This is a genomic window from Corynebacterium afermentans subsp. lipophilum, from assembly GCF_030408375.1.
Taxonomy (GTDB): domain Bacteria; phylum Actinomycetota; class Actinomycetes; order Mycobacteriales; family Mycobacteriaceae; genus Corynebacterium; species Corynebacterium lipophilum.
Genome location: NZ_CP046530.1, coordinates 1,404,113 through 1,418,440 on the forward strand (window position 1 = coordinate 1,404,113; position 14,328 = coordinate 1,418,440).

General features: G+C 64.4%; 14 protein-coding genes. 4 read left to right on the forward strand and 10 right to left on the reverse strand.

Features of this window, described 5'->3' with window-relative positions; translation table 11 throughout:
* Positions 1 to 8 precede the first annotated feature (8 nt).
* The 8 genes from CAFEL_RS06740 to dapB form a co-directional block, all read right to left on the reverse strand.
* Positions 9 to 3,188 carry a DNA translocase FtsK gene (locus CAFEL_RS06740; protein WP_194559433.1) on the reverse strand — a complete coding sequence of 1,060 codons (3,180 nt, stop codon included), beginning with the start codon at positions 3,186 to 3,188 and terminating at the stop codon, positions 9 to 11.
* A 67-nt stretch (positions 3,189 to 3,255) separates the two neighbouring features.
* Positions 3,256 to 3,882, reverse strand: coding sequence for a TIGR03085 family metal-binding protein (locus CAFEL_RS06745; protein WP_194559434.1), 627 nt, complete (start codon positions 3,880 to 3,882; stop codon positions 3,256 to 3,258).
* 10 nt (positions 3,883 to 3,892) lie between these two features.
* Complete coding sequence (locus CAFEL_RS06750) at positions 3,893 to 4,342, reverse strand: hypothetical protein (RefSeq protein WP_194559435.1); 450 nt, start codon at positions 4,340 to 4,342, stop codon at positions 3,893 to 3,895.
* Between the two features lie 76 nt (positions 4,343 to 4,418).
* The gene (locus tag CAFEL_RS06755) at positions 4,419 to 4,871 is read right to left on the reverse strand and encodes a hypothetical protein (protein WP_194559436.1); all 453 of its coding nucleotides are present in this window, start codon (positions 4,869 to 4,871) and stop codon (positions 4,419 to 4,421) included.
* 86 nt (positions 4,872 to 4,957) lie between these two features.
* On the reverse strand, positions 4,958 to 7,081 hold the full coding sequence (locus CAFEL_RS06760) for a ribonuclease J (protein ID WP_290171973.1): 2,124 nt from the start codon (positions 7,079 to 7,081) through the stop codon (positions 4,958 to 4,960).
* Positions 7,082 to 7,083: 2 nt separating this feature from the next.
* On the reverse strand, positions 7,084 to 7,992 hold the full coding sequence (gene dapA / locus CAFEL_RS06765) for a 4-hydroxy-tetrahydrodipicolinate synthase (RefSeq protein ID WP_194559437.1): 909 nt from the start codon (positions 7,990 to 7,992) through the stop codon (positions 7,084 to 7,086).
* A gap of 36 nt (positions 7,993 to 8,028) precedes the next feature.
* Positions 8,029 to 8,661 (reverse strand): FAD-dependent thymidylate synthase, encoded by a 633-nt coding sequence (locus CAFEL_RS06770; protein ID WP_194559438.1) that lies wholly within the window; start codon positions 8,659 to 8,661, stop codon positions 8,029 to 8,031.
* Positions 8,662 to 9,405, reverse strand: a complete 744-nt coding sequence (dapB, locus tag CAFEL_RS06775; protein ID WP_194559439.1) for a 4-hydroxy-tetrahydrodipicolinate reductase — start codon at positions 9,403 to 9,405, stop codon at positions 8,662 to 8,664.
* A 55-nt stretch (positions 9,406 to 9,460) separates the two neighbouring features.
* On the opposite strand from dapB, the gene CAFEL_RS06780 reads away from it, so the two are divergent.
* The 4 genes from CAFEL_RS06780 (at position 9,461) to CAFEL_RS06795 (ending at position 12,250) form a co-directional block, all read left to right on the forward strand.
* Positions 9,461 to 10,171: an AMIN-like domain-containing (lipo)protein gene (locus tag CAFEL_RS06780; RefSeq protein WP_194559440.1), complete on the forward strand. Its 711-nt coding sequence runs from the start codon at positions 9,461 to 9,463 to the stop codon at positions 10,169 to 10,171.
* Between the two features lie 9 nt (positions 10,172 to 10,180).
* Complete coding sequence (locus CAFEL_RS06785) at positions 10,181 to 10,423, forward strand: hypothetical protein (RefSeq protein ID WP_194559441.1); 243 nt, start codon at positions 10,181 to 10,183, stop codon at positions 10,421 to 10,423.
* A 123-nt stretch (positions 10,424 to 10,546) separates the two neighbouring features.
* Complete coding sequence (locus tag CAFEL_RS06790) at positions 10,547 to 11,323, forward strand: NAD(P)-binding protein (protein ID WP_194559442.1); 777 nt, start codon at positions 10,547 to 10,549, stop codon at positions 11,321 to 11,323.
* A gap of 33 nt (positions 11,324 to 11,356) precedes the next feature.
* A complete protein-coding gene (locus tag CAFEL_RS06795; protein ID WP_194559443.1) occupies positions 11,357 to 12,250 on the forward strand; it encodes an oxygenase MpaB family protein in 894 nt (297 codons plus the stop codon).
* 64 nt (positions 12,251 to 12,314) lie between these two features.
* Here the strand turns inward: CAFEL_RS06795 and CAFEL_RS06800 are convergent, their stop codons facing one another.
* A complete protein-coding gene (locus tag CAFEL_RS06800) occupies positions 12,315 to 13,664 on the reverse strand; it encodes a DUF6114 domain-containing protein (protein WP_290171974.1) in 1,350 nt (449 codons plus the stop codon).
* 4 nt (positions 13,665 to 13,668) lie between these two features.
* Complete coding sequence (locus CAFEL_RS06805) at positions 13,669 to 14,250, reverse strand: DUF6230 family protein (RefSeq protein WP_194559445.1); 582 nt, start codon at positions 14,248 to 14,250, stop codon at positions 13,669 to 13,671.
* Positions 14,251 to 14,328: the final 78 nt, after the last annotated feature.

Consider the following 14,328-nt stretch of genomic DNA (forward strand, 5'->3'; position numbering starts at 1 on the left):
TCCGCCGCTTAGAACGCACCCCCGGTCGGGTTGTACGTCGCGGTGACAGTCCGGGTGTCGGCGTCGCCGCCAGCAGCACCGGAGCCGTCGCCAGCTTGCGAAGCGTCAGAATCGTCGTCACCGGCGCCGTCGTCAAGCGTGACGTCCTTAGGTGCCTCGGCCGGGTCCGCGCCCTTGATCATCCAGATGATGGTCTCCAACTCCTCGGGCTTGACCAGCACGTCTCGGGCCTTGGAGCCTTCGGACGGGCCGACGACGCCGCGGGATTCCATCAGATCCATCAGGCGGCCGGCCTTGGCGAAGCCGATGCGCAGCTTGCGCTGCAGCATCGACGTGGAACCGAGCTGGGAGGTGACCACGAGCTCCACGGCCTCGAGCAGGTCGTCCATGTCCTTGCCGATGTCGTCGTCGATGACCTTGGCTTCGGCCTGCTTATCCTCGGTGACGCCCTCGACGTAGTCGGGCTCGTCCTGCTGCGCCTTCGCTGCCTCGACGACCGCCTGGATCTCCTCGTCGGAGACGAACGCGCCCTGGAGGCGCTGCGGCTTGCCGGCGCCTTGCGGGATGAACAGGCCGTCGCCCATGCCGATGAGCTTCTCGGCGCCGCCCTGGTCCAGGATGACGCGGGAGTCGGTCAGCGAGGACGTCGCAAAGGCAAGACGCGACGGCACGTTCGTCTTGATCAGGCCGGTGACCACGTCCACGGACGGACGCTGGGTCGCCAGCACCAGGTGGATGCCCGCCGCACGCGCCTTCTGGGTGATGCGCACGATGGATTCCTCGATCTCCTTCGGCGCCGTCATCATGAGGTCAGCCAGCTCGTCCACAACACACACGATGAACGGGTACGGCCGCATTTCGCGCTCGGATCCCGGAGGTGCGGTCAGTTCGCCGGAGCGGACCTTGCGGTTGAAGTCCTTGATGTGGCGCACGCGCGCGGACTTCATGTCCATGTAGCGCTGCTCCATCTCCTCCACCAGCCACTGCAGTGCCGCGGAGGCCTTCTTCGGCTGGGTGATGATCGGCGTGATCAGGTGCGGAATGCCCTCGTAGGGGGTCAGCTCCACCATCTTCGGGTCCACCAGAATCAGGCGGACTTCCTCCGGCGTCGCTCGCGTCAAAAGCGAGATCAGCATGGAGTTTACAAACGCGGACTTACCGGAACCGGTGGAACCGGCCACCAGCAGGTGCGGCATCTTCTGGATCGAGGAAGCGATGAAGTCGCCCTCGATGTCCTTGCCCAGTCCGATGAGCATCGGGTCGTCCTGCGCGGAAACCTTCGGCGAGTCCAGCACGTCGCGCAGCCGCACCATTTCGCGGTCTGCATTGGGCACCTCGATGCCCACGGCGGATTTGCCCGGGATCGGGGTGAGCAGGCGCACGTTGTCGGTGGCCACGGCGTAGGCCAGGTTGGATTGCAGGTTGGTGATCTTGGAGACCTTCACACCGGGGCCCAGCTCCACCTCGTAGCGGGTCACTGTCGGTCCGCGGGAGAAGCCGGTGACCTGGGCGTTGACCTTGAATTCCTCGAAGACGTCGGTGATCGCCTCGATCATGCGGTCGTTGGCCTCGGTGCGCGTCTTCGGCGCGTTGCCTGCGAGCAGCAGTTCCGTCGACGGCAGGTTGTAGTCGCCCTGCGAGATTTTGCGCACCTGTTTCGGCGCGGCCTTTTCTGCCTCGGATTTCGGGGTGGTTGCGGGGATCTTGGAGGCGTCGATGCCGCTGCGCGCCGCGATCGCCTTCGCCATCTGCTCGCGCGAGCTGGCTACGGCATCGGGGGCAGTTGCTTCTCGACGTTCACCCTCCGGAGCTTCCCGCTGCAGCACCTTCGTCTCGTTGACTGTTTCGTTGTCGCGCTGTGCTGGCTTCGCCTTAGCAGGTCGTGATGCGTTCGACTTGGCCGAAGCGGGCTTGGGTGCCGGTGCCGGAGCGGCCGCCGGGCGCTGGACCACGGCGGTCTCCGCAGAATCGGCGGGCTCGGCCGCAGGCTGATCGAAGCTGTCGTGGTCTTCGACCTCGTCGGCGAAGTCGAAAAGATCCAGCTCGTCCTCGCCGTCGGCCGGGTAACTTTCCATCGGGGTCGGGCGGCGCAGCGACGGGCGCCGTGCCGGGCGGTCCGAACGGTCCGGGCGTGCAGCGTCGGCTGTGCGGCCACGCCCACGTCGAGAGGCTGCACGCGTCGCTGCCCCACCAGTGCCCCGATCGCGGGTGTTGCGACGCTCGCGGCCTTCCGCGATGTCGTCCAAGTCGTCGGCGACGTGGCTGTACGGATCCCGGTCGTCGTCGGGCGTGTCCGTGTTGGACAGCATCCGAGTGACCAGGTCCTTGATGTAGTCGTACGCCTCGCGCACTGTGATTCCGGTGGTCTTCAGCGCACCGTAGACAATCACGAGTCCAAGCAGCGGGATTGCGACGAAAGAGGAGAATCCGGCTGCGAGCACACCGCCGGTGAAGGCGCCAAGTGCGCCGCCGGCGAGCTTGCGCTCCTCCCACGCCGCCGGGTTGCCGGAGAAGACGTGGATCAGGCCGAGCATGCCAATAGCGATGATGGAAAGGCCTAGCGTGACACGTGCGCGCACTGCGTCGGAGGCACGCACGTTGAGCATCAGTGCGATAGCGATGCCGACGAGGATCACCGGCAAGATCAGCGCTCCCGCGCCGATGAGCCAGTGCGTGCCGGTGGAGATGACTTCCCCCACTGGGCCGGCCACGTCGAACCAGACCGAACCGCCGATGACTGCAGCGAGGCCAATGAGAAGCAAACCCCACGCGTCGGCGTGGGTCTCAAACGTGCTGTGGCCGCCGAAGCGGCTTTCCCGCCGCGGTTCGCGGTCCCGGCGATCACCGTTTGCGGAGCTTTCGGTGCGCTCCTCTGGCATGTCCAGATCGTCCTCCCATTCCTCGTCCCAATCGTCACGGCTGCGCCTGGGCCTGCGGGTGGCGGCGTCCTCATAGTCGGACTCGTGCTTGTCGCGGCGGAAGAACGAGCCGACGCCGCGGGCAGCTGCGCCCAGCGAATGGCCGACGACTCTATACGCGGATCCCACACGTTCGTCGGCGGTTTCTGCGGCCACGTTCGACGATGTCGGCGGGTGCGTCATGGACACCGGACCGCCATAGCGGGTGCCGCCTTCTGGACGGCGCGTTGAAGACCGCGACGAGCGCGGCGCGGTGTTTTTGACAGACATGGGTGTAACTCTAACTCCTTAAGTCACATTTACACCTCACGCCACACCTGCGACGCGCAGTCAAGGGTCACATCTTGATATCGAACCCCTCGAACGCCTCCACGGCACCAGTCAGCTCCACCTTGGCGGCATCGCGACCGGACGCCCACAGCAGTAGCTCGCCAGGATCGCCCGACACCCGCAGCACGTTGTCTCCGCGCTCGGCGACCCCAGCCTTGTCGCCGATGGTCGCAGGCGGCATCGTCGGCGGAGTCAAGATCACGGGCACCGGCGCGTTACGAAGCGTCAGCTTGCCAAAGCGCTTCGCCAGCGCAAATAGTTCCTCGTTGATGACTTGGGAGAACTCGCGAGGCTCAACCACTCCCCCACCCCGGCGCACGTCTTCGTGGTGAATGAAGTGCTCGGAGGTGTTCATTGCGGAGTTCAGCGGCTTGAGCCACACGGGCGGGCCGGCAGCCCACTCGCGCACGACGTCTTCGTACGGGCGGGCTTGCTGCTTCTCCGTCTCCTTCTCGGTGATGCCGGACAGCGCATTCACGAAGATTCCCGGGGCCGCGGCCGGCTTGGACTCGCGGATGAGCAGGTGCACTGCGAGGTCTCGGGTATTCCAGCCTTCATTTAGCGTCGGCGCATCGGGGCCGACCTGAAGCAGCAACTGAGCGAGGCGTTCACGTTCCTTCTGCGCAAAAGACATGCGCCCAAGCCTAGCTGGAAAGGTTCACTCCGGTGCCGCTGGAGAGCTGCAGTTCCAGGCTGTTGTAGTCCCTGATCAAAGGTGCAAACTGTTCGACCTTTGGGTCGAAGGTGATCACCTCTCCGCCACGGCCCCATCCGAGCTTTGTCGCCTGCTTGCCGTCCTTATAGCACTCATTTCGCCCACCCTTGGCATTCATGTGGCACATGACAGAGTCGCCCTCGAAGGCGCCCATCACGCGCACTCCCTGCACCTTGATGTTGCGGAAGTTCGGGTCACCGAAACGGATCACGTCGTAGAGTTTCCACGCGGATGCGTAGCCGGGGTCGTACGGAACCTCGGTCCCGGGCGGCAGTGGTCGGCCTCCGGTCCAGTCAACGTCGTCCTGTGCATGAGCGGTTGGTACAAGTGTCACTGTGGCGGCAAGCAGTGCCGCGGCGGTTTTCGTTGCGGTCTTCATGGGCCACATTGTGCACACCCGTCACAAAGATTCCTAGACGTGATGCACGGTTGTTATGAAACCGTACGTTTTCCGGCTACATCTGGGAGGATCCTGGTAGCAAGTTCGACAGCCCCAGCCTTGCCTGGAACCCCAGGAAAAAGCGGATCACTGGAGCGAAGAAGTTGACCAGCGGATCCACAGTCACGACCTTGCCGTACGGCATGTAACTCAGCTCGGTTGCCTCTTTGCCGTCGACGTAGCAGCCCCACATACCGGCCTTCGCGTTTTCCAGGCACAGGATCGAATCCTGGTTGAACTGGCCGATCACGCGAACGCCACGCACGTCCTGGTTGCGGAAGTTGGGGTCACCCCACTTCACCACATCGTAGCTGCGCCACTCGGTGGCGTAACCGGGATCGAACGGCACCTCGGTTCCCGGCGGCAGTGGGTGCCCGCCTGTCCAGCTGGTCTCATCGGCGGCGGCTACTGGTGCAAGGAGGGTTGCGGCAAGAACGACGGCTGCTGCGGTGCGGTTGAGGTATCTCATACCTGTCGTATCGGAATACCGCGAAAACGCGTTAGCCCCCTCGGCTGCCACGGGGCGGGCCGAAGGGGCGTCGTCAAGCAAAATGCCTAGCGGGACTCGCGGGTGGACGCGATCTCGTCTTCGCTGGCGATGTGGTTGTCCGACGACATCGGCACCACAGTCGGCAGAATCACCGGCTGGCGCTTGTAGTTCTGCTCAATCGCGCGGGAGACCTTGCGGCGGATCTGCTGCACCATGCGGAACGGATCGTTCTCGCCCTCGGCGGCCAGATCGCCCATGACGGCCTCAACGCCCTCGACGACTTTCTTGTTGAAGTCGCGGTCGTCGTCGCTGTAGCCCGTGGTGGACACCTGCGGCGCCTCCAGCAGACGCCCGGTGCTGTCGTCGACCACGCAGGTGATGGACACGACGCCTCCGGACGCCAGCGAGGTACGGTCCGCCAACACGTCCGGGTCCACGTCGCCCATGGTGGTGCCGTCGACGTAGAGCTGCCCCACCTGGTACTGGCCGGCCACCTTGATGTTGCCCTTGTGCATGTCCACCACCACGCCGTTCTGGGCGAGCGCCGTGTTGTTCGGCTTCACACCAGTGGAGATCGCCAGCTCCTTGTTGGCGCGCATGTGGCGCCACTCGCCGTGCACCGGCATCGCGTTGCGCGGGCGCGCCGCGTTGTAGAGCGCGAGCAGCTCGCCGGCGTAGCCGTGGCCCGACGCGTGGACGTGCGCCTCGGCGTTGGTGATCACGTTCGCGCCGATCTGCGCAAGGTTGTTGATAACCGCGAACACCGCTTCCTCGTTGCCCGGAATGAGCGAGGAGGACAGGATGATCGTGTCGCCGTCGTGGATGGTGATCTGGCGGTGCTCACGGCGGGACATGCGCGACAGCGCAGCCATCGGCTCACCCTGGGTGCCGGTAGTGATCAGCACCGCCTTGTGCGGCGCCATCTTCGCGGCTTCCTCGATCGGGATGATCGTGCCCTTCGGAGCCTTGAGCAGGTTCATCTTCTCCGCGATCTCCATGTTGCGCAGCATGGAGCGGCCGTTGAAGGCCACCTTGCGGTTGTTCGCCACAGCGGCGTTGATAGCCATCTGCACGCGCGCCACGTTGGACGCGAACGACGCGATGACCACACGCTGGCGGGCGTTGGACACCAGGCGTGTCAGCGTCTCCTCAATACCGGCCTCCGAGGCGGAGATACCCGGGATGGTGGCGTTAGTGGAATCGCACATGAACAGGTCGATGCCTTCGTCGCCGAGGCGGGCAAGCGCCGGGATGTCCGTCGGCTTGCCGTCGTACGGCGTCTGGTCCACCTTCACGTCGCCGGTCATCACCACGTGGCCCGCGCCAGTCTTAATGGACACGCCCAGGCACTCCGGGATCGAGTGGTTGACGTGCCAGAAGCGCAGACGGAACGGGCCGACGGTGACCTCGGAATCCTTGTTCACGTCGTTGAGCTTCGGACGCTGACGGTGCTCCTGCGTCTTCGCCTTAATCAGCGCGTTCGTGAACTTGGACGAGTAGATCGGAATATCGCTGCGCAGCTTGAGCAGCCACGGGATAGCACCAATGTGGTCCTCGTGGCCGTGCGTGACCACGAGTGCGTCGATCTTGTCCAGCTTGTTTTCAATCGGGCCGAAGTCCGGCAGCACGAGATCCACGCCCGGCTCGTCCGAATTCGGGAACAGCACGCCGCAGTCCACGATGAGCAGGCGGCCGTTGTACTCGAAGACCGTCATATTGCGGCCGATTTCGGAAATGCCGCCGAGCGCGTAGATGCGCAGCGTGTCCTTCGCCGGCTTTGGCGGTGCGGGCAGGCGCTTGGTCAGATCCGCGCCCTGCATCGACTTCATCGGGTTGCGGCGACCGCCGCCGTGGCCGCCACCGTTGCCGCCACGGCCGCGGCGACGACGGTTGCGGCTGCTGCCGCCGCCGTTGCCGTTATTGTTGTCGCGGCCTTCACCGCCACGGCCACCGCGGCCATTGCCGCCGCGGTTGTTGTTGCCGTTATTGCCGTTTCCGCCGTCGCGGCCGCCGCGGCCGTTGCCGCCGTTATTGCCGTTGTTTCCACCGTCGCGCTCAGCTGGCGCGTCGTTGCCGCCGCCGTTCGCCGGGGCGTCGCTCGGTGCCTGGAATACCGGCTGCTGTTCGGTTGCCTCCGGCGGCCCAGCCTTGCGCGTCACCTTGCGTGCGCGGTTGCGGGGTTCATTCATGTTTATAGGACTCCAGCCTGTGTCATTTCTTCGCGGAGCCGCTCGACCTGCTCATCCGTCGCCGCAGCGACCGGCAGGCGCGGGTCTCCTACTTCGATGCCCTGCAGTCGCAGAGCTGCCTTTGCAAATGTCACGCCACCCAGCGCGCCCTGTTGGCGCGCGAGCACGTTGAGTGTGTTGGCGTTGATTTCCCGTGCGCGGGCGAGATCGCCGCTCTCGTATGCAGTCACTAGTTCACGCAGTGCCTTCGGTGCGGCATGCCCCACCACAGAGATCATTCCGGTCGCGCCGACGGCGAGCCACGGCAGGTTCAGGGGATCATCGCCCGAGTACCACGCCAGCCCGGTCTCCTGGATCAGCGTGGACGCTTCAAGGAAGTTGCCCTTTGCGTCCTTCACCGCTTGGATCGTGTCCACTTCCGCAAGCTTGCGGATGGTGCCGGAATCGATCGGAATGCCGGAACGGCCGGGGATGTCGTACAGGCAGACAGGAAGATCGGTCGCTTCCGCAACTGCGCGGAAGTGCGCCTCCACCCCTGCCTGGGACGGCTTGGAGTAGTACGGCGTGACAACCAGCAGGCCGTCAGCGCCGGCTTCCGCGGCCGATTTCGCCATTGCCACCGCATGGCGGGTGTCGTTGGACCCCGCGCCAGCGATGATGCGGGCTTTGTCCCCTACCTCTTCGCGCACTGCCTTGAGCAGCGCGACCTTTTCTTCGTCGGTGGTTGTCGGGGATTCGCCCGTTGTGCCTGCGAGCACTAGTGCGTCGATTCCTTGTTCTACCAAGTGGGCAGCGAGATCGCGGCCTGCCACAACGTCTAGTTCGCCGTCGGAATCAAACGGCGTGACCATTGCTACGCAGACGGAGCCGAAGATGTCGGCTCCCAGATCAGCTTTGAGAGATGTGCCCATGGCCCAGTAGGATACCTGCCTCACGGGAGCAATTGCTTATCGACGTTCCCCTTCGGCCAAATCGCCGAAAAGCAGCGGCGCCTCGCGGTGCATGACCTCGAGCACCGCAAGTGCAAGCTGCCGGATCTCTTCGTGCTGGAACCTGCCGTTGTGCGCGGCGATAAATTCACGCCATGCCCGGTAGGTGCCGGTGGCGACCAACTCGGTCGCGGCGGCGGCAGGCACAAGGGCGTCGGCTGCCTCGCGCGAGCGCTTGCGCCTTAAGAGCGCGTTCGGCTCGCCAGCCATCGCCTCCTCCAACGCGTGCAACAGCTCGCCGCGGACGAACTCCGCTTCCTCCACGGCAGCCTCAAACAGTCGCGTGAGCTCCTCGTCGGCGGCAATCGCGGCCGGTATCACCGCGCCTTGTGCCGCGCGCTCGCTGACCGCCAGGCCGTGCCCCCGGACCGCGGCGGCCGCGTCGCGTGAGATACCCCGGATATGCAAGGTAGCGCTGGCGTGTTCCAGTATGTGCGCGCGGGAATCGGCGAGGTCGTCGGCATGGCGGCGAAGGAGGGCGGCCGGAGGTTCGTCGCTAAGCAAGGCGTAGGCAACCGCACTCTCCCCGTGGGTGACGCCCTCTGCAACCGGGGCCCGCAGTGCAGTGGCTGCGACGAGTTCAACCTGCATTTACAGCCCGAGGTAGGCGTCGAGGCCGATGGTCAGGCCCGGACGGTTCGCCACCTCGCGCACGCCGGTGAGCACGCCGGGGACGAAGGATTCGCGGCCGTAGGAGTCCTGACGGATGGTCAGGGACTGCTCGGTGGTGCCGAAGATGACCTCTTCGTGCGCGACCATGCCCTTCATGCGCACCGCGTGCACCGGAACGCCATCGACGCTCGCGCCGCGGGAGCCGTCCAGCGCCTGCTCGGTAGCATCCGGCATCTCCGTCAGGCCAGCGTTCTTTCGCGCGTCCGCGATCCCCTGCGCGGTCTTGACCGCCGTGCCGCTAGGCGCGTCGAGTTTGTTCGGGTGATGGAACTCCACTACCTCCGCCGACTCGAAGAACGGCGCCGCCTGGCGGGCGAACGCCATGGTCAGCACCGCGGAGATGGCGAAGTTCGGGGCGATGAGCACTCCGACGCCCTCGTTTGCCGCGCACCAGTCGCGCACCTTTTGGTATCGCTCATCGTCGAAGCCGGTGGTGCCCACCACGCAGTGGATGCCGTTATTGATGCAGAACTCCAGGTTGTCCATCACCGCGTTCGGGGTGGTGAAGTCGACGATGACGTCCACGCCTTCATCCACCAGCACCTGCAACGAATCGCCAGCACTCACCTTGGCGGCGAGCTGCAGGTCATCAGCCTTCTCCACACCGGCAACAACGGCGGAGCCGACCTTGCCGGTCGCTCCGAGCACTCCAACTTTGATCATGGGTGTCCTTTCTGTTTGTCTCCGGTGGCCATGGTAGCCCCGCTAGGGTGGGGCTATGACACTCCACAGCCGCAAGTTCAGCCCCACCCGCAGCCGAGCTCTTTGTGCAGCGCTCGCAATCACCGCCCTGACCGTTGCAGGCTGCGGAGCCGAGACGGGAGACACGGAGCCGTCTGTTGAGCCGGAGACCGGATCGGTGACGACCTCCACCGCGAGTTCCACTGCACCGGCTTCCTCTTCTGCGTCCACATCCGCGTCCGCAGAAGGCACGGCAGAGTCTGACACCAAGGACGTTTCCGCAGCGGCGGCCCCGGCAGGCGGCCAGTCCGCTACACCCTTTACCTTGGAGGACACCCACCTGCAGAACCCGGGCCACCCCGAGTTGCAGATCGAAGACGTCCGCGCCGGCTCCCACGAGGGCGTCGACCGCGTCGTGGTGGAACTTTCCGGCACCGGCACACCGAACGTTTTGGCCGGCTACACCCCGGATCCGCGCCAGCAGGCGTCCGGACTGCCGCTCGTGCCGGCCGGCAACGCGTACTTCGAACTGATCATCCAGGGTGTGCCGTGGTCGATGGGCTTGAGCGATGCTGACCTGGCTAAGGCCGACCCCGCTGGCGTGGCCGCTGGCGGGATCCAGGAAATCGCTGACGGCGGAATCTTCGAGGCGGACGCCCAGTACATCGTCGGCCTCGACGCCCAGCGACCGTACAACCTGTACCTGCTGGAGAACCCGACCCGCGTGGTCGTCGACTTTCAGAAGTAGGAGACGGAAATGAGTCTCATTTCTTGGCTCGGGCTCGGTTTCGTAGCACTGCTGTCCATCGGCGGCATCGTGGCCCTGGGCACCGCCTCCAAGGAGATCCACCGCAGCGACATGGACGAAGATTCCAAGCGCCGGTGGGGATTCCTCATGGGGTTCTCTCCCCTTGCCGGGTTGTACGCCTACTGGAGGCGCAATGAGCTGTTCGGCCACGGTGAGCGGCCTACAGATGAGCCTGGTCGCGGCACCGACTAGGACCCCGTCGCCACACATCCCCAACCTTTTATGCGATGCCGCGCCTAAAAAGCGTCTAAAGTGAACGGAAACACACTGACGCCTAAAAGTGGCGCCGGAGAGTCTGTGTGAAAGGTTTTTAAGATGTTTGACCCGTATCGCCGCCCCACGGTGGCGGTTGTCGGCGCCGGTATTTCCGGTTGCACCGCTGCGGCGGAGTGCGCGTTTTCCGGCTTCGACACAGCCCTATTCGACCGCCAGGAGTACATCGGCGGGCATCTGACCGCCCCGGATTCGCCCACCGTGTCCAGACGGCAACACTTCCGCACTCCGTATTTGAAGCTCACAGCCACGGACGGCACCCCTCGCTCGCTAATCGCGCACCTCGAAGCCGCTGTCGACGCAAGTGGCGCGACGTTTAGAGGCGGTAGCGAAGTCACGGGCGCCGAATGGAACGCCGCAGAAGGTCAGTGGGAGGTGAGCTACACCCGCAACGGGGAAACACGCACTGAGCCTTTCGACGTGCTGATCCGCGCCACCGGCGAACCTTCCCCGTGGATCGGCGTCCCCGGCCGCAAGAACATCAACGCAGATGAGCTGTACCTCCACAACGGCGTGGATGTCGTAGGCCTGCCCAACGCGCTTTTCGTGGACTACCGCACCCCCGACCCGAAATTCGACCAGAAGTCCTGGGCCGTTTTCGAGGCACGCGGCGACTACGCCCGCAGATACGTTCGCCAGCTGGAGATCCGCGGCCCCGGTGCCCTGACAATCAAGCCCGACAAGTGGCGCGTGCAGCCCGGCACCGTCCGCGGATTGAAAGCGGCACTCGTCGAGTTCGACCCTGAGGTCCACAGCTTCGAACGCGCAGAAAACTACCAGGCCCCAACCCGTCGCGCCGCCCGCCAAACTGCGAGCTAGACCACGGCGACCGAAAACTTCTAAGGAGACACGATGACCATTCTGAAACCCTCCGACAGCATTACCCCAACCGAGCATGTCGTAACGGACGCCGCAATCGACACCGATGGCCTGCCGGAGCTCGGCCCCGATTCCATTCTGTGGCAGCGTTTCGGCGACTGGCGCTCCCTGTTCGTTGCCTTGAGCGCCGGCGTGCTGCAGATTGCGCAGCGCGACATCAGCCGCTCGCTGGTGCAGCAGTCCAACGTGTTCGACAACGAGGTCGCCCGCCTGGTCCGCTCCGCGTTCCCGATCATCCGCACGGTGTACGAAGGCCCGGAAGTCGGCGCGATGATCCGCGACTTCCACAAGGACATCAAAGGCACACACCCGGACGGCTCGCGCTACCACTCGTTGAACCCGGAGGTCTACTACTGGGCGCACGCGACGTTCGTCGCAATGCCGTATCTCCTGGCCGGCAACTTCATGCCCGACATGACGCACGCTGAGCGCGAACAGCTCTTCCAGGAGTCGCGCACCTGGTACAGCTACTACGGGGTGGCCGAGCCGGAGGGCGCCCCGAAGTCCTACGACGAGTACGTCGCTTACATGGACGCCATGTACGACAAGCTGGGCCCGAGCGAAACCATCGACCGCTCCCGCATCATGAACGGCCTGACGCTGGACCCGCCGGACCCGTCGGTTCCACGCTGGGCGTGGAAGCCCATCGCGCCGTACGCGTCAAAGCTGCTGCTGTGGGTGTCCATCGGATTGCTGCCGGAGAAGGTCCGCAACTCACTCGGTCTGGAGTGGACGAAGGCGGACCAGCGCAAGCTCAACATCTTCTCCCGCGCCACCCGCGGCGTCTTCTCGGTACTGCCGCGCAAGGCTCGTATGGTGGCGATCGCTTCCCGTGCATTTGAGAAGGCCGAGGCGAAGGCCAACTAAAAAGACACAAAGCATGGGGCCGTCGGTGCGTACCGACGGCCCCATGCTTGTTCTTTTTGACTAGCTACTTCGGAACCTTAAGTTGCACCGCGGGCGCGTGCAGGTGCATCCCGTCGAGGCTCACCATTTGCATGGACACGTTGCCGAGGGCTATGCGGTCCATCACGAAGTTCGGCACAGGGACATTCGGCACCGGGTGGGCATCCGGCACACCTAATTGGGCGAGCACGTCGCCGAGGGAGCCGTGGAGATCGACTGTCACCGGGAGCGTGGGCGCGCCTGCAACAACGGGGGTTGCGGTCAGTCCTGTGGCCACGACGGTCACGGGCCCGTCGTAAACCTTTGTCTCCACCTGGCCAGTGGTCAGGATGCCACGGGCTGAGAAACCCGGCACTTCCAGCGAGAGATTGCGCGCAGCGAGGCTGTCACCCGTAAGAATTAGTGTCCGCGTCGGCACGTCACCGATAGTGACCATGCCCATCGTGGCGCGGACGTTGCCGGTGAGCGCTACATTGTCTGCGGTCACGGTGCTCAGGTTTTGAGGCGCAACCGTGCGCGTCGGCTCGAGTTCCGGATACGTCAGCAGTTCCCGCGGATCCGAGGGTTGGGGCAACGGCACCGAGGGAGGCTGTGGTGCCGACGGCATCTGATTATCCAGTGGGTTGGGCAAGCTCGGCAACTGAGGCAGTGAAGGCGCGGGCGGCAGGGGCGGCAGCGCCGGGATCTCGGGCTGCTGCGGCGCCGACTCTTGGGCATTGACCGCAGGCTCCTCCCCCGTATTCGCCACAAACAGTCCCGCACCTGCAAGTACCACGGCTACGGATTTAGCGTTTCGCAACAAGGATAAGTCGATCTTGCTGGATCCTCCACGGCGGGAAGGTTGCCCTCTGCCCGCAGCCGGCGACGCCTGCTCTTTCTTTCTACTTCGAGTGTGCTTTCCGCCCGGTTTCGTATCCCGGTCCTCCCAAGCGAGGCCGAGGGCTCCGCCGACAATGCCTAGCAGAGCACCGACGAAAAACCCGCCTAGATTCGACGTTGGCAGCGAGATGATAGCCACCAAGATGCTCATCACGCCCAGGTAGGGCGCTGCAAACGGCTGCAGCCACATCCCGATGCCGAACATGATGAGCGCGGCGCCGATGAGCAACGTGGAGACTCCAGAGATAGTCGCGATCATCACAAGCAGGTCAGACACACGAATAGTGAAGTAGGCCGGCGCGAGCATCACCACGCCGGAGAGAACCACCAGCAAGCCAGGAAGAAATGGCCGCTGTTTCCTCCATGCTCTGAATTTCTCTCGCGCGGGCGCTGACTTAACACGGTGTTCACCGTCGCGGCGCTTCGCCACGCGCCCTTGCTGCTCGTCATCGGAGTCACCGTCGTAATCCCCGAAGAAGAAGTCGTCGTCCTCCACGGTGTTAGCTCGTGCATCCATCGGCCATTCCCCGCGCTACGTCGACGACCACACCTGAGGCGATGAGCTTTTTCGCGCCGACGGAGGTGGCGCGAATGTCGTCCGCACTCAGCGTGACCTTATTTGCGTGCAGACCCCACGTTCCCTCGGGCGCCATGGAATTGAACTGGCTCGCGTCGGCACCCACCGAAGCATCCGTGAGGTCGAGAGCACCCTTGATGTCAGTCGCGCCGACGACGAGGTCGCGGACCTCGACGCTGTTGTCGCCGAGCGCCTTCAGCGTGAACGTGCTCTCGCCCACCACCGGGACGTCGGGAAGCGCAGCGGAGAGACAAAGGTTGGACGCGTACGCATGCTCAAATTTCAGTCGTGCGACAGGGAGCGACTCATTCGCCATCTGCTCGCCGTCCGTAAAGATACTCAGCCCTTCCCCCTCAAGGTGGGTCATACTGATCTTGAAAAAGGTTCCCGATAACGCCAGGTTCGCGGTCAGTCCGCCCTGCGCAACGGCAACGCCGGTGGCGCCAAAGCCAATGAGTCCAGCGAGTAGAGCTGCACCAGCTTTCGCCTTGTTGATCCTTCCCATGGCGCTTCCTTCCGTCCGTGGCCCGACACCAAACCGCCAGTCTATGGACGGCCATACGGCGAGCGTTTATGATCTGGA

Excerpts from the sequence above, each read along its gene's own strand:
- CAFEL_RS06740 (WP_194559433.1), bottom strand. The coding sequence starts at position 3,188 with ATGTCTGTCAAAAACACCGCGCCGCGCTCGTCGCGGTCTTCAACGCGC.
- CAFEL_RS06745 (WP_194559434.1), bottom strand. The coding sequence starts at position 3,882 with ATGTCTTTTGCGCAGAAGGAACGTGAACGCCTCGCTCAGTTGCTGCTT.
- CAFEL_RS06750 (WP_194559435.1), bottom strand. The coding sequence starts at position 4,342 with ATGAAGACCGCAACGAAAACCGCCGCGGCACTGCTTGCCGCCACAGTG.
- CAFEL_RS06755 (WP_194559436.1), bottom strand. The coding sequence starts at position 4,871 with ATGAGATACCTCAACCGCACCGCAGCAGCCGTCGTTCTTGCCGCAACC.
- CAFEL_RS06760 (WP_290171973.1), bottom strand. The coding sequence starts at position 7,081 with ATGAATGAACCCCGCAACCGCGCACGCAAGGTGACGCGCAAGGCTGGG.
- dapA (WP_194559437.1), bottom strand. The coding sequence starts at position 7,992 with ATGGGCACATCTCTCAAAGCTGATCTGGGAGCCGACATCTTCGGCTCC.
- CAFEL_RS06770 (WP_194559438.1), bottom strand. The coding sequence starts at position 8,661 with ATGCAGGTTGAACTCGTCGCAGCCACTGCACTGCGGGCCCCGGTTGCA.
- dapB (WP_194559439.1), bottom strand. The coding sequence starts at position 9,405 with ATGATCAAAGTTGGAGTGCTCGGAGCGACCGGCAAGGTCGGCTCCGCC.
- CAFEL_RS06780 (WP_194559440.1), top strand. The coding sequence starts at position 9,461 with ATGACACTCCACAGCCGCAAGTTCAGCCCCACCCGCAGCCGAGCTCTT.
- CAFEL_RS06785 (WP_194559441.1), top strand. The coding sequence starts at position 10,181 with ATGAGTCTCATTTCTTGGCTCGGGCTCGGTTTCGTAGCACTGCTGTCC.
- CAFEL_RS06790 (WP_194559442.1), top strand. The coding sequence starts at position 10,547 with ATGTTTGACCCGTATCGCCGCCCCACGGTGGCGGTTGTCGGCGCCGGT.
- CAFEL_RS06795 (WP_194559443.1), top strand. The coding sequence starts at position 11,357 with ATGACCATTCTGAAACCCTCCGACAGCATTACCCCAACCGAGCATGTC.
- CAFEL_RS06805 (WP_194559445.1), bottom strand. The coding sequence starts at position 14,250 with ATGGGAAGGATCAACAAGGCGAAAGCTGGTGCAGCTCTACTCGCTGGA.